Origin of the sequence: Shewanella sp. GutCb (assembly GCF_002836135.1) — a bacterium.
Classification (GTDB): domain Bacteria; phylum Pseudomonadota; class Gammaproteobacteria; order Enterobacterales; family Shewanellaceae; genus Shewanella.
Map to the genome: position 1 here is coordinate 86,464 of NZ_PJBL01000026.1, position 15,069 is coordinate 101,532.

At 44.1% G+C, this 15,069-nt stretch carries 12 protein-coding genes; 9 read left to right on the forward strand and 3 right to left on the reverse strand.

Annotated features, from left to right (window positions below; translation table 11 throughout):
* Positions 1 to 38: 38 nt before the first annotated feature.
* Positions 39 to 1,559 carry a fumarate hydratase gene (locus tag CXF86_RS15775; protein ID WP_101089102.1) on the reverse strand — a complete coding sequence of 507 codons (1,521 nt, stop codon included), beginning with the start codon at positions 1,557 to 1,559 and terminating at the stop codon, positions 39 to 41.
* Positions 1,560 to 1,737: 178 nt separating this feature from the next.
* Between CXF86_RS15775 and pabB the strand changes: the two genes are divergently transcribed.
* Both pabB and CXF86_RS15785 read left to right on the forward strand, forming a co-directional pair.
* A complete protein-coding gene (pabB, locus tag CXF86_RS15780) occupies positions 1,738 to 3,264 on the forward strand; it encodes an aminodeoxychorismate synthase component I (RefSeq protein ID WP_102039460.1) in 1,527 nt (508 codons plus the stop codon).
* 4 nt (positions 3,265 to 3,268) lie between these two features.
* Positions 3,269 to 3,865 carry a CoA pyrophosphatase gene (locus CXF86_RS15785; RefSeq protein WP_102039461.1) on the forward strand — a complete coding sequence of 199 codons (597 nt, stop codon included), beginning with the start codon at positions 3,269 to 3,271 and terminating at the stop codon, positions 3,863 to 3,865.
* Positions 3,866 to 4,125: 260 nt separating this feature from the next.
* On the opposite strand, the gene CXF86_RS15790 is transcribed toward CXF86_RS15785, so the two are convergent.
* Positions 4,126 to 4,461: a hypothetical protein gene (locus CXF86_RS15790; RefSeq protein ID WP_101089099.1), complete on the reverse strand. Its 336-nt coding sequence runs from the start codon at positions 4,459 to 4,461 to the stop codon at positions 4,126 to 4,128.
* Between the two features lie 150 nt (positions 4,462 to 4,611).
* On the opposite strand from CXF86_RS15790, the gene asnS reads away from it, so the two are divergent.
* A complete protein-coding gene (asnS, locus tag CXF86_RS15795) occupies positions 4,612 to 6,012 on the forward strand; it encodes an asparagine--tRNA ligase (protein WP_101089098.1) in 1,401 nt (466 codons plus the stop codon).
* Positions 6,013 to 6,201: 189 nt separating this feature from the next.
* Here the strand turns inward: asnS and CXF86_RS15800 are convergent, their stop codons facing one another.
* A complete protein-coding gene (locus tag CXF86_RS15800) occupies positions 6,202 to 6,501 on the reverse strand; it encodes a hypothetical protein (protein ID WP_102039462.1) in 300 nt (99 codons plus the stop codon).
* A gap of 323 nt (positions 6,502 to 6,824) precedes the next feature.
* Here CXF86_RS15800 and hyaA point away from each other — a divergent pair, with 323 nt between their 5' ends.
* The 6 genes from hyaA to hypF are packed head-to-tail and all read left to right on the forward strand — an operon-like array spanning position 6,825 to position 15,033.
* The gene (gene hyaA / locus CXF86_RS15805; RefSeq protein WP_101089097.1) at positions 6,825 to 7,967 is read left to right on the forward strand and encodes a nickel-dependent hydrogenase small subunit; all 1,143 of its coding nucleotides are present in this window, start codon (positions 6,825 to 6,827) and stop codon (positions 7,965 to 7,967) included.
* A complete protein-coding gene (gene hyaB / locus CXF86_RS15810; RefSeq protein ID WP_101089096.1) occupies positions 7,964 to 9,667 on the forward strand; it encodes a nickel-dependent hydrogenase large subunit in 1,704 nt (567 codons plus the stop codon). The genes hyaA and hyaB overlap by 4 nt, the downstream gene beginning before the upstream one ends.
* A gap of 14 nt (positions 9,668 to 9,681) precedes the next feature.
* Positions 9,682 to 10,350, forward strand: coding sequence for a Ni/Fe-hydrogenase, b-type cytochrome subunit (cybH, locus tag CXF86_RS15815; protein WP_101089095.1), 669 nt, complete (start codon positions 9,682 to 9,684; stop codon positions 10,348 to 10,350).
* A 9-nt stretch (positions 10,351 to 10,359) separates the two neighbouring features.
* Positions 10,360 to 10,917 (forward strand): HyaD/HybD family hydrogenase maturation endopeptidase, encoded by a 558-nt coding sequence (locus CXF86_RS15820; protein ID WP_102039463.1) that lies wholly within the window; start codon positions 10,360 to 10,362, stop codon positions 10,915 to 10,917.
* A complete protein-coding gene (locus CXF86_RS15825) occupies positions 10,904 to 12,664 on the forward strand; it encodes a Kae1-like domain-containing protein (RefSeq protein ID WP_102039464.1) in 1,761 nt (586 codons plus the stop codon). Before CXF86_RS15820 ends, CXF86_RS15825 begins: the two co-directional genes overlap by 14 nt.
* On the forward strand, positions 12,664 to 15,033 hold the full coding sequence (gene hypF / locus CXF86_RS15830; protein ID WP_102039465.1) for a carbamoyltransferase HypF: 2,370 nt from the start codon (positions 12,664 to 12,666) through the stop codon (positions 15,031 to 15,033). The genes CXF86_RS15825 and hypF overlap by 1 nt, the downstream gene beginning before the upstream one ends.
* Positions 15,034 to 15,069 lie beyond the last annotated feature (36 nt).

The window sequence follows — 15,069 nt, forward strand, 5'->3', positions numbered from 1 at the left end:
TAATGTGATAGCGACTATAGAGTCATGCCGCTGTGTCACTACCCGTTTAGCTTCACTTTCCAGATAGCAGGTCCTGTCTCGTGAGCATTCACGCCATTAGAATCAACCGCCACGGTAACGGGCATATCTTTTACGTCAAATTCGTAAATAGCTTCCATGCCTAAATCGGCAAATGCCACCACTCTCGACTTTTTAATGGCTTTTGACACTAAATATGCCGCGCCGCCTACAGCCATTAAATAACATGACTTATGCTGCTTAATGGATTCAACTGTCGCAGGGCCACGCTCAGCTTTACCTATCATGCCCATCAGGCCAGTTTTATCTAACATAAGATCGGTGAACTTATCCATACGAGTCGCCGTAGTAGGACCTGCAGGGCCAACCACTTCGTCTCGAACAGGATCAACAGGACCAACGTAATAGATAAACTTACCTTTAAAGTCCACGCCTTCAGGTAAGCCTTCTCCGCTTTCAATCAAACTTTGAATACGCTTATGTGCCGCATCGCGTCCGGTGAGCATTTTACCGCTTAACAAAACGGTATCGCCGCTTTTCCACTCTTGCATCTCAGCTTGTGTAATCGTATCAAGATTAACCCGACGTACACTCTCACCGACTTCCCAAGTGATCTTAGGCCAGTCTTCAAGTGACGGAGGCGTGAGTTCTGCCGGCCCGCTGCCATCTAGATGGAAATGCACATGACGTGTTGCAGCGCAATTAGGGATCATAACCACAGGCTTAGAGGCTGCGTGGGTAGGTGATGATTTAATTTTTATATCCAACACCGTTGTCACGCCACCAAGCCCTTGAGCACCAATACCCAGTTTATTGGCTCGGTCAAAAATATCTAATCGAAGCTTTTCTTCAGTCGTTTTTGCGCCGCGTGCTTGTAACTCATGAATATCGACCGGGTCCATTAGCGATTCTTTCGCCATAACCGCTGCTTTCTCGGCCGTTCCACCAATACCGATCCCGAGCATTCCAGGAGGACACCAACCCGCCCCCATTGTCGGCAGTGTTTTTTCTACCCATGCTGCAATGTCATCAGATGGATTAAGCATCACCATCTTAGATTTGTTTTCAGAACCACCACCCTTCGCTGCAATAGCAACGTCAACATGATTGCCCGGCACCATTTCAACGTGCACGACTGACGGGGTATTGTCTTTGGTGTTCTTACGGCCACCAGCAGGATCTGCGACAATAGAAGCTCTAAGAGGGTTATCAGGATTAGTGTAGGCTCGGCGTACACCTTCATCGACCATTTCTTGAACCGTCATATCGGTTTTATCCCACTGAACCGCCATGCCGATTTTAACGAAACTGGTCACGATACCGGTATCTTGGCAAAGAGGACGTTTACCTTCGGCTGACATGCGCGAATTGATCAAGATTTGCGCTATCGCATCTTTTGCGGCAGCGCTTTCTTCACGCTCATAGGCATCGGCCATTGAGTCAACGAAATCTTTTGGGTGATAATAGGAGATATATTGCAGGGCATCAGCAACGCTTTCGATTAAATCGGCTTGCTTGATTACAGGGACTATTTTGCTCACAGACACTTCCTTTTTAACAGACACTTATTCTATTGACTGATACATCCCATGAATAGACCGGGATGTACGCTCCAGCTGCCTTAGCGGCATGTGTGTTTTGTTTTTATAACTTGTGTGAGCAATATGATACTCTTTCGCGACTTTGAGTTAAACATCACATTTTAGATAGGGTTAATAGATGAACAAATTGGCGCCTAAATCCGTATTTTCGATGCGTCTTGATTGGAATTTAACCACAGAAACACTTTTCGGCCTGTTTTCAGATTCACCTTGGGCCATTTTACTCGATTCAGCTGACGCTGATCACGTTGACGCGAAGTTCGATGTGATCTGCGCCAGCCCCATTGCGACATTGGTCAGCAGCAAAAGCTCTACCCAAATAACAAAATCAGCAAATAGAGCACCTTTATTCGCGCTTGCAAGCGATCAATTATCATCATCGCATTACATTGAACAACACGAAGGCGAGCCTTTTAGCCTGTTAAAAACCACCTTGTCTGAACTATTTCCCATTCATAAAAACAGCTTGTTACCCTTTTCAGGGGGCGCCATGGGCAGTTTTAGTTATGACTTAGCCCGTAAGATCGAGAAAATCCCCACTATAGCCTTAGATGATATCTCACTGCCGGTGATGAATGTCGGCTTCTATGATTGGGCGCTGGTGTTTAACTATGAACAACGGCAGTGGACTCTAGTGCATTATCAAAGCCAACTCGCATTAGAGGCAACAAAAACCGCACTGGATGGCTTACTTGCTCAGGCAAATCTTATCGCATCAGAACCACGCGTAGGTAAAACGGTCGATTTTACATCTGTGAGTAAAACGCCTTTTAGATTAACCCGGGATTGGCAAAATCAAATTGATGCTACAGCTTATAGTGACAAGTTTAAGCAAATACAGCAGTACCTTCATAACGGCGATTGTTATCAAATAAACCTGACACAACGATTTAGCACCCAATATGAAGGTGATGAATGGCAAGCGTATTTAGCACTTAGACAAAGTAATGCCGCGCCCTTCTCCGCGTTTATTAGATTGCCTCAGCATGCTGTGTTATCGATATCGCCCGAACGCTTTGTTTCCTTGCAAGCTGACCAAATCCAAACTAAGCCGATAAAAGGCACGATGCCAAGAGATAGCGATCCTCGGATAGATAAGCAAATGGCTTCGCTGTTAGCCACATCTGAAAAAGATCGCGCTGAAAACTTAATGATTGTTGATTTACTCAGGAATGATATTGGTAAAGTTGCCACTGCTGGCTCCGTTAATGTGCCTAAGCTATTTGACATAGAAAGTTTTCCGGCAGTGCATCATCTTGTGAGTACGGTAACTGCGACATTAAAACCAACTTTAGACGCTAGTGACCTTTTGAAATCCTGCTTTCCTGGAGGCTCTATTACGGGCGCCCCTAAAATACGCGCAATGGCGATCATTGAAGAACTTGAACCATCACGAAGAAGTCTTTACTGTGGATCTATTGGTTATATTAGCCAAAATGGAAATATGGACACCAGTATCACCATTCGAACTTTAGTCGCGCAACAGCAAAGTAGGGATATTAGTCCCAAACAGGATAACATTCTGTATTGTTGGGCGGGAGGCGGCATAGTTGCAGACTCTAAAGTGGATGCTGAATATCAAGAAAGTTTCGATAAGGTGAGTAAGATCCTGCCGGTGCTATCTCGGATTAATCAAGAGGCCTAATGATATGGATTTAGTGGAGTTTAGACTCAAATTTAATCTCCACTCTTTGCCGCAGTCACATCATTTACCGGCTTCTCATCAGTTTGCACTCACTAAACCTTTTCGTAAGGCTGCCGTGCTCATTGCTCTGAGTTTTAATCACGGTGAACTCGAGCTTATTCTTACCCGTCGACCTACCCATCTGCGAGCACATCCTGGACAGATCAGTTTTCCTGGTGGCAAAGTAGAAAAGTTTGATACGAGTTTAGAAGCTACTGCTTTACGTGAGGCAGAAGAGGAGATCGGACTGTTTATTGACAATGTTGATGTCATTGGCTTATTGCACGACCATAAAACATTTACTGGTTTTGATATAACACCAGTGGTAAGCATTGTAAAACAGCCATTTACGCCCATTATTGATCCTGGTGAGGTCGATGAGCTATTTACCATTCCGCTGTCATTTCTATTGAATAATGATAATAGACACACGCAGTACTTTAGCCGCAATGGGATTAAATACCCAGTTCACTTTATCCCTTACAAATCCTATTTTATATGGGGCGCCACGGCAGCGATGATTGATCAACTGTGCAGGCTTATCTCCCACACCGATACTTAACCTTAACCCCTATCCGAATTCGTTATACCCGATGCATCCACTCTAGGTTATTCGTTATCCTATCTAAATGGGTAAACTCAACGTTCGCTGCTTTGTCTTCTACGGGAAACACCTAAACACTCTGCTTATTAATGCCTGTAATTGGCAAGACACTCGCCCTTAACCCATCAATGCATCTTTGATTAACACACTTAACCGTTTATGTATTGGCTGAAATTTAATGTGATGGGTATGAGAAAGTGTTTTGATTGCACACTGAGTTACACCACAAAGCGAATATAGAGCCCTGCCGATAATGAGCATAAAAATAGCAAAGGAATATTCACCCACCAGCCAAGACGACTGTGCTTGGCAATATAATAATTGAAGCCTAAGTTAATAAAACTCACGAATGCGCACCACCAAACGATATCGGCTAGTAACACCGTTTGTACGGGATCCCATTCAAACTGAATTTCAACGCCCTTACTTTTAAGATACCCCACAGCGGTATCAGGTCTTGCACCATCAAACAAAATCAATGCATAAACCGCTAATGACCAACCCACGACAGACAAGGTTGTCAGCAAATATTGGAAAAACCTGAGCCTTTTCATCGATACTATCCGTAGTTTTCGCCATCTTTTTGAAACAATAACAAGATCCTGACCAACTTACCTTACTTTCCACTTGAGAAAAGCGTGTATCAAGGTAATATAAACGTCCAAATTTTTATTTAAAACGTTTCGTTGGAGAGCTAAGCAACAATGAGCATTACATCTGTCGCTTCTGTATTTAAAGGTGACTTTGCGATTGGTTCGCAAATCACAGTACGTGGCTGGGTTAGATCCCGCCGCGATTCTAAAGCTGGGATCTCATTCCTCGCTATTTATGACGGTTCATGTTTCGACCCTATTCAGGGCGTAGTACCGAATAATTTAGAGAATTACGACAACGAAGTGTTAAAGCTTACTGCGGGTTGTTCTGTCATTATGACCGGTGAAGTTGTTGAATCACCGGGTAAGGGCCAAGCCTTCGAAATGCAAGTGACCCACGTTGAGGTTGCTGGCTGGGTAGAAGATCCAGACACTTATCCGATGGCAGCTAAACGCCACTCTATTGAACATCTACGTGAGCTAGCGCATTTACGTCCGCGTACCAATATCATTGGTGCCGTGGCACGTGTGCGTAACTGTTTATCGCAAGCGATTCACCGTTTTTATCACGAACAAGGTTATATTTGGGTTTCTACTCCCTTAATTACCGCCTCTGACGCTGAAGGTGCTGGTGAGATGTTCCGAGTTTCAACTTTGGATCTCGAAAACCTACCCCGTGACGATAAAGGCGCCGTTGATTACAGCGAAGACTTTTTCGGTAAAGAATCTTTCTTAACCGTATCGGGTCAGTTGAATGCAGAGACATACGCGTGCGCGCTATCTAAGGTTTATACCTTTGGTCCTACATTCCGTGCTGAAAATTCAAATACCAGTCGTCACCTTGCTGAATTTTGGATGGTTGAGCCTGAAGTTGCTTTTGCCGATCTAGACGATGTCGCAAAACTTGCTGAAGATATGTTGAAGTACTGCTTTAGAGCGGTACTAGCAGAGCGCAGAGATGATCTTGAGTTCTTTGCACAACGTGTTGAAAAAACCGCTATCGAGCGTTTAGAAGCATTCGTCACCAGTGACTTTGCTCAAATTGATTACACCGATGCTATCGAAATTCTTAAAGCGTCTGGTAAGAAGTTTGAGTACGACGTTGAATGGGGAATCGATCTGCATTCAGAGCATGAACGCTATCTAGCCGAAGAACACTTCAAAGCCCCTGTTGTTGTTAAAAACTACCCTAAAGATATCAAAGCATTCTATATGCGTTTGAACGACGATGGTAAAACAGTGGCAGCGATGGATGTATTAGCACCTGGTATTGGTGAGATCATCGGTGGCGCTCAACGTGAAGAGCGTTTAGACGTTCTTGATGCACGTCTTGCAGGGATGGAACTAAGCCAAGAAGATTATTGGTGGTATCGTGACCTACGTCGTTATGGCACTGTGCCACACGCAGGTTTCGGATTAGGTTTTGAACGCCTAGTCTCTTATGTTACTGGCGTGGCTAACATCCGTGACGTGATCCCATTCCCAAGAGCACCTAAATCAGCTAGCTTCTAACGATTAGTATTAACTAATTCTTAATGTAGATTTAAATTGCTTAACTAAAAAAGCCTCTAACTAAATTAGAGGCTTTTTTGTATCTGTCGCCAAGTCAATTAAGTCATCAAACTGACACACTACCTAACTTCTTTATCTCATTGCTATATAGGCGTCTAGGCTGTATTAACTTTAATTCTAACGTTTATACTAATACTCGCCCGCTTTGCGTGTCATCGACTGCAGGCCATCAATCTCTTTGTGCGCATATAGTTTGCCATCAAACTTAATAATACCAAAACGGCGTCTGACATACTCAGCAAGTACAATGCCCATGACTAAACCCAAACTCAAACAACTTATAATCACCGACGGGACTATCTTATCTTGGAAATCACTTATCATCAGCGCCACTATACCCATCGCAAGTACAGGCCCAATCGCCAGTGCAACCCATTTAAATAACATTACTATCCCAGCAACAAATGCTAAAAACATTCTCTCACCCATAATAACTCCCTATATATTACGATCTTACACCGCTTCAATGCGATGATACTAAAATCAGCTTATCAGCATAAAAAACAATCTGTTAAGTCAACTATCGCATAATATCCAACATAAAAGCGACCTCTATCACACTTATTTTACAGCATAGACAAATTGTCCTTTACCGCAATAAATAAATGATCTAGCTCAAGGGAGTAAACCTTACATTTTACCTAGCCCGCCAAACCCCTATAAAGCTTGACGCACATCAATATTCGGGGGCTTTTTGAGGCATAGACTGTCTTCGTAGAGCAAATTCCTTACCCATAATAATAGGTATAACCATGGATACACACGAAGCCCTTTATCAGCAAGGTGTGACGCGAATGGAGCAGCTGCGCCAATTACAACCTCGTCACGGTGAAACGCTCCAAGAAAAGATGTTGCAAAATGGCATTAGCCGCCGTGATTTTATGAAATGGACCGCATCTGTTGCTGCCATGCTGGCCCTTCCCTTGCCGTTTAGCACCTTGGTTGCTGAAGCTGCAGAACTGGCAAACCGCGTGCCGCTGATCTGGTTACATTTGGCTGAATGCACAGGTTGTTCAGAATCCCTTATTCGCACCGATACCCCTAATCTTGATGCGCTAATTTTTGACCATGTTTCTCTTGAGTACCATGAAACATTGATGGCCGCCGCTGGTTGGCAGGCTGAAGAGAACCTAGAGCACGCATTAGAAGCCTATAAAGGCAACTATTTACTTGCTGTTGAAGGTGCTGTACCCACCGCGAATAACGGTGCTTACCTTACTGTTGGTTGTAAAGGCCATACTGGGCTGCATATTGTTAAAGAGGCAGCAGCAGGCGCTGCAGCAATAATATCTGTGGGTACATGTGCGGCATTTGGTGGCGTACAAGCTGCATCACCAAACCCAACCGGCGCTAAAGGCGTTTATGAGGTAGTTGATAAGCCTGTTATCAACCTCGGCGGCTGTCCCCCAAGTGAGAAAAACATTGTCGGCACGCTGATGTATTTCATTATGTTCGGCAAACTTCCTGCGTTAGATATGTTTAACCGTCCTAAATGGGCTTATGGCGCGCGTGTACATGACAACTGCGAACGACGTGGGCGTTTCGATGCCGGTGAATTCGTAGAAGAGTTTGGCGATCAAGGGGCCAAAGACGGTTACTGCTTATATAAAGTCGGCTGTAAAGGTCCCTACACCTACAACAACTGCCCAACTGAGCGATTTAACCACCATACCAGCTGGCCAGTATTAGCAGGCCATGGATGTATGGGCTGCTCAGAGCCCAATTTTTGGGATGAGATGGCTGACTTTGAAAAACCATTGGGTAGACAGTTACTACACGGCTTAGACGCCACGACAGATACGATAGGTGCCGTCATATTAGGCGCCACAGCTGTCGGTATTGGTGCACATGCCGTCGCCAGTGTCTTTGCCAAATCTGAAGAGGAAGAATCATGAGTAAACGTGTAGTAATCGATCCTATCACTCGAATTGAAGGTCACTTGCGGATTGAGGTTGAGGTTGATGAGAATAATGTTATTCAAAAAGCATGGTCATCTTCTACGCTTTGGCGCGGTATCGAAGTGATTCTAAAAGGTCGCACGCCAATGGACGTTGGCTTAATCGTACAGCGTATTTGTGGTGTGTGTACCTATTCCCACTACCGCTGTGGTACAGAAGCCGTAGAGAATGCGTTAGGCGTGAAAATTCCGTTAAATGCTAAATATCTACGTAGCTTGATGCAGGCTTCACTTTATATGCATGATCACATTGTGCATTTCTACCATCTTCACGGTTTGGACTGGGTTGATGTCGTCTCAGCTTTAAGTGCAGATCCAGCTTTAGCCGCTCAAGTTGCGCTCAAATACACTGATAAGCCAATTAATGCCGGTGAAGGTGACTTAAGAGCAGTGCAAGAGCGAGTAAAAGGCTTAGTAGAGACCGGTAAGCTGGGCCCATTCGCTAACGCATATTGGGGCAACGGTACTTACAAGTTTACCCCTGAGCAAAATCTTATTGCGCTATCTCATTACCTCAAAGCACTTGAAGTACAGCGTGTTGCGGCAGAGATGCTAGCCATATTTGGTGGTAAATCACCCCATCCACAGTCCATTGTTGTTGGTGGCGTAACGTCAGTTCGTGACATGTTAAGCCCGGCACGTCTACAAGAGTGGAAACAAAAACACGCCATCGTAAATGATTTTATTATTCGCGCATATAAAGCAGACATAGTGATGGCAGCAGAAGCGTTTGGTAGTGAGCCAAGCGTACTCGGTGGCGTCAACGTAAAGAACTTCTTAGCCACAGATGACTTCTTATTGGGTGACGGGCAGTACATGTTCAACCAAGGCGTGATCATGAATGGTGATCTAGCAGGAGTGAGCGATTTAAACCCTGATTTAATCAAAGAAGATGTTACCCATGCCTGGTACAAAGCCGATGGACCACAGCACCCTTACGATGGCACTACCGTACCAGATTACACAGGTTTTGTAGAAAGAGACACGGTTTACGGCAAGCTGCCTACCGTTAATGGTGATGGTAAATACAGCTGGGTTAAATCACCTCGTTACCAAGGTGAGCCAGTTGAAGTTGGCCCACTCGCCTGCTTGTTGGTGAACTATGCTCGCGGCAATCAAGTGGTGGTTGACGCTGTAAATGGATTACTCAGCGAAACGGGTCTGCCGATTGAGGCGCTATTTACCACTCTAGGCCGCACTGCTGGTCGTATGCTGCAGACGGTGATTGTTGCTGAAGAAAGCCTGAAAACCTTTGATGCTTTACTCACTAACATGCAGTCCGATGAGTCTACTTATACTAAGCCTGAAATTGATCCGAATAAAGAATACGTCGGTCACTCTATGATTGAAGCGCCACGCGGCATGCTAAGTCATTGGATCCGAATAAAGGGAGGCAAAGTTGAGAATTATCAAGCTGTGGTGCCAACCACATGGAATGCTGGACCTGTGGATGTGAACGGTAACATGGGACCTTATGAGGCATCTTTGATTGGGTTAAAACTTGAAGACCCAACCAAGCCATTAGAGGTCATCCGTATTATCCACTCATTGGACCCTTGTATGGCTTGTGCAGTGCACGTTATGGATTTCAAGGGTACTGATTTAGGTGCGTTTAAAGTCAATCCCAACGGGTTTTAGTAAAGGGGGTAAGCATGAAAATTCAATCAGCACCCTACCAAAGACAACTTGTTTTTGGTGCGGCGATAAGGATATTTCATTGGTTAAGAGCATTAGCCATTCTGATCCTTATCATTACAGGATTCTACATTTCCTGGCCATTTTTGGTCGCACCAGAAAGTTCGGATGTGTTGGTACAAGGCTATATTCGCGCCGCCCACCAAGTTTTTGGTTTCCTTCTGGTTTCCATTACATTGGTGAGAGCCTATCTGTTCTTTTTTGGTAAAAGTGATAACGAAAGACGTTCATTTAAAGATGTATTAAGCCCTAAAAGTTGGATCACCCAGCTAAAGTCTTACCTTTGGATGGGACATTTAGACAAAGCCGGAGTCTACGGGCCACTGCAATTTGTGACTTACCTTGCAATTTCATTAGTTGCCTTGCTGATCTGCGTTACGGGCCTAGTGTTATATGCCAATGTATATCATCAAGGACTGGGAGGAATGCTTGGTGGAGTGGCTAGTTGGATCACCATGATGATGGGGGGATTAGCACCGGTCAGAATATGGCACCACTACTTTACTTGGGTCTTTATTATTTTTGTCGTTATCCACGTCTACATGGCTGTTTGGACTGGGATCCGCTTTAAGCACAATTCAGTGGACTCTATTGTCTCTGGTTATGATTATCATAAAAAGAAATAAAAGGAAAACATGAAGATATTGCTACTTGGTATTGGCAATGTCCTGTACGCCGATGAAGGTATCGGCGTACATTTCGTCAATTATATCCAAGAAAATTACCTTTTCCACCATCCAGAACATCAACTTGATCTAATTGATGGTGGCACTCTCGCTCAGGGACTTATTCCCACGTTATGCCAATATGACTATTTACTGGTGGTTGATACCGTTAATGCCAATGGCGTCGAACCCGGAGAGGTTTATTTCTTCGACTTCGATAACGCTCCCGCTGAAATTGATTGGCAAGGCAGTGCTCACGAAGTTGAGATGCTTCAAACCTTGATTATGATGGAAATGGTCGGCGACAGGCCAAAAACTTTTGTTCTTGGTGTGACTCCCACCGTGCTTGAACCTATGACTCTCGGCTTAACGCCGCAAATTCAAGCCGCGGTGCCTTTAATGGAGCGCACCTTAATGAATCACTTTGAACAATTGGGCTTTTCACACACCCGACGGGCAAACATCGATATCAACGCTCTTATCCCAGACTCATACAAACGGGGCCTAATATCAGATGAAGAATATTAGATTTGAATTTGACTGTCAGCGCGAGGTGCCCTTTTATGGCCACCTCTGCAATCAATACTTACTAAACGACCAATACGATGTCACGATCGGGCAAACGGGCAACCGCTATTTTATTGAAGCTAAAGGTGAACAATCAGAATTAGAACAACTTGCTGATGCCATAGCAGAAGATTTTTTGATCTCATCATGGCTGATAAAGCCCAATATCTCGCTTATTGAAGCTCCCATAGGTAATCATAAACTGTTGCAGCATACACCACTGTTACAAGAGTACTGCCAGCACTGTCAGCCACAATTTGGTGATAATCAAGCCGGGTATTTTGGCCAACTGGACTATGTTTGTCCTTGTTGCCAAGCAGAAAAGCGCGTTAACGAACAACATAAGGCTATCGATCTAAAAGCAGTCAAGGTGCTGGTTGATAACCTTGAAACTAAAGGCTATGTTGATCTGCCAGTCGTTGATGGCAAACAGATAGTACAGCTTAGCTATAAGCCCAATAATGCATTCGGGAACAGTGAGCGGCAAAAACTAGTGATCTGCAACCCTAACAACCTCAATGCACACTTTGTGGTCACAGAGCAGCAAGTTCTCGCATTATCAAGCATCGAAAAACCACTGATTTGTAGCAGAGCAATTGATAACCACCCCAGGCTAACAGACCCGCTTTACTCTCTTTGTTTCGCTAATTCGAGATTATTATTAGTCATTTGCGAACTGTTACGTCAGCGTGGTGTGGATTGGATCTATATTAGTCGCACCGATAACCCACAGCTCGCTTTAGTTAACGCGCTATGGGTTCCTCTTAAAGAAACAGGCCATAAAACTTATCACTCAGATAAGACCCCACTACATGATGATGTACATCTTGGACAATATGACGTGCACTGGGTGAAAGATCATATTGAAGTGAGTACGCTAACTTCTCCGCAGTCTACAGATATAGAGCTCGCATCGATTCAAGAACTGCATGAAGCAGCAACTTGTGCACTACATGCAGCCAATCTGGGGGTGAAAAAGGCAAAAAACTGCGCTGTACTCTACTTAAGCGATACCAATAAAAGTCGTATTGTAACCATGGATTCTAAACAAAAATTAGAACTGTTTTTTGAGTTTCCAACGTTACCTGATAATGGCTATGACATCGTCCATCAAATCGATTCGTCACCGCAAAAGAACTTGTTTGATAAATTTAAACAGCAACACCCAGAAGACTATTTAGCATTACTCGAGTTAAAACTGACGGCACCGACAAACAATATTCAGTCTTTGTGGGCGATAGCGGCCGTTTTACTCGGCGCCGCCACAACAAATGAAAATATAACGTTAAACAAAGTCCAGCTAAGTGATTTTGTTATCGCCAGTGCTATGCGACACAAAGGCAGCAATGCACCAAGAGTCGACTTTCCTCTCACACGAGGCGAAGCATTTCGCAGTCTAAACTGGTGCAAAACACTGGGCAGCATTATCAGTTTTAGGTTGGCAGAAGATGGCAATATTGAAAAGCTCGCGTTTGGCATGCACGATTCGCTCGCCGATTTCATCTGTAACTGGATTGAGCATTTAGATCAAAACATCTGTATTAAATCGGTCGCATTAGCAGGCAGTTCTTTTAATAATGAGTTGTTGGGAAAAAGGATCTCATTGCGCTTAGGTAAAAACTTTACCCTTAACCCCAATCAACAGATGGATTTAGAGGGTGTAAATATCGCAGTAGGATCACTGTTTTTAAAACAGCGTAGACATTAATGACCCAGTCTATTAAACGGGTACTTATTAAGATCACCGGCATCGTACAGGGTGTCGGGTTTCGGCCTTTCATCTACCGATTAGCCCATGAACTAAAATTGACTGGAAGTGTCCTTAATAATAGTGAAGGCGTTACGATTGAGGCTCAGGCCAGTGAAGATGTGATCGATCAATTTAAAACATTACTCATCCAATCGCCACCGCCACTCGCCCGAATCGATAACATCTTAATGACTGTTCTACCGCCTGTGGAAGTTACAGAGCCATTTTGTATTATCCATAGCAAGCATACGACTAATGCCGTCGTTGCAGTATCGCCGGATAAATGTAGCTGTGATGATTGTATTGCCGATATTACAAATCCACAGAGTCGCTATTTTAGATACCCGTTCACCAACTGCACTAATTGTGGGCCAAGATATTCGATTATCAATACCTTACCTTACGATCGTAAAAATACCTCTATGGCACATTTCGACATGTGCTCAGCCTGCGAAAGCGAGTACCAAAATCCGTTAAACAGACGTTATCATGCACAGCCTGTAAGTTGCCCAGATTGCGGTCCCCTACTGACCTTTAAAAAACCAGACTTAAGCCATCACAACGGCCACAAAGATGCTCTAGAGCAAACCGTTGCAGCGCTTAAAGCGGGAAATATCGTTGCCATAAAGGGATTAGGCGGATTTCATCTAGTTTGTGATGCAAGCAATCAACACAGCCTAGAGGCGTTACGGGCGCGTAAGCACAGACCAGCCAAACCATTAGCGATAATGGTTAAAGATATTTGGGTTGCTAAGCAGCTTGTTGAAGGAAATGAAACCGAGTGGCTCACTTTAGCAAGTAATGAACGGCCTATTGTTGTAATGAGAAAAAAGCTCCAGCCAACCTTAACGATAAGTAAGTTGGTGGCCCCTGATATCGATAGGCTGGGAGTATTTTTGCCCTATACTCCTTTGCATCACTTATTGCTGCAACAAGTCGACTTACCGCTAGTGATGACGAGTGCCAATCTATCCGGCGAACCTATCATTACCGATAGCGCAGATATAGCGTTTAAGCTTGGCCACGTTGTTGATTACATCTTGGACCACAACCGTCCCATTTTAAACGGCTGCGATGACAGTGTCGTACAGGTGATAAACCATAGATTACAAGTTATTAGACTCGCTCGTGGCTATGCCCCACTATCAATTTACAGTCCTAAGCGGATAACCTCACCCACATTGGGTTTAGGTGCACAGCAAAAGAATACCGTTTGCTTTGGCTTTGAGCATAATGTTTTCTTAAGTCCACATATTGGCGATCTTGTCTCTATAGAGGCTGAAAGCTATTTTCATGACACGCTAGAGACATTCTCAAGACTATATCGTTTTAAAGCTGAGCGGCTAGTACATGATCTTCATCCTGACTATTTTACTAGCCGCTGGGGCGAATCATTAACAGGCATAAAAAGAACTGCAGTCCAGCACCATTATGCTCACGTATTAAGTGTGCTTGCTGAAAACAAATCAACACAACAAGTCTTAGCGTTTGCTTTTGATGGAACTGGACTCGGTACCGATAACACCCTCTGGGGTGGCGAAGCATTGATCGCCGATGCGCACTGTTATCACCGCATTGCTTATCTAAAACCCTTCAAATTAATTGGTGGTGAACAAGCCATTAAACAACCCATTAGGTTGCTTTTGTCTATATTGCTTGAAAAATATTCACTGCAACAGATAAATCACTTTGCAATACCTGCTATAGGAAAATTATCCACTATTACCTTGTCCAATTTAAATAAGGTATGGCAAACAACACCCGCAGCTAAAAGCACAAGCTCCATCGGTCGTTTGTTCGACGTCGTTGCAGTGTTACTGAACCTTATTGATAAAACGCAATACGAAGGGCAAGCCGGAATACTGCTCGAAACCGCCGCAAACCAAGCCGTTTGCATACAATCAATCAAAAGTATTGATATTACTCATGCAGCATCTCTGGCAAGTAATAAAGCGGTCGATAGTGACTCAGAAAGCATTATTTTTGACATGACATTATCAACTGACAATCAATGGGACTCAACTGCGCTTATCAAACAAATCCTTGATGCAGTGATAAGCCAACCGTTAACTCAGGCAAGAACAGCCTTAATTGCGAAAGCATTTATGGACACTCTTGCGAAAGCCATCTGTGACGTTGCGAAACACTATCCTCAGTACCCCATAGTGTTAACTGGCGGGGTGTTTCAAAATCGCTACCTTTCTGAGCACTGTGAAAAATCACTTCAAATACAAGGTAATAAGCTAATACCAAGTGGTCGGGTACCTATTAATGATGCAGGCATAGCCTTAGGCCAAGCTTGGTACGCTATCCATAACACCCTCTAACAAACATGAGCAGTATCACCTTTCGATGCCGCTAAA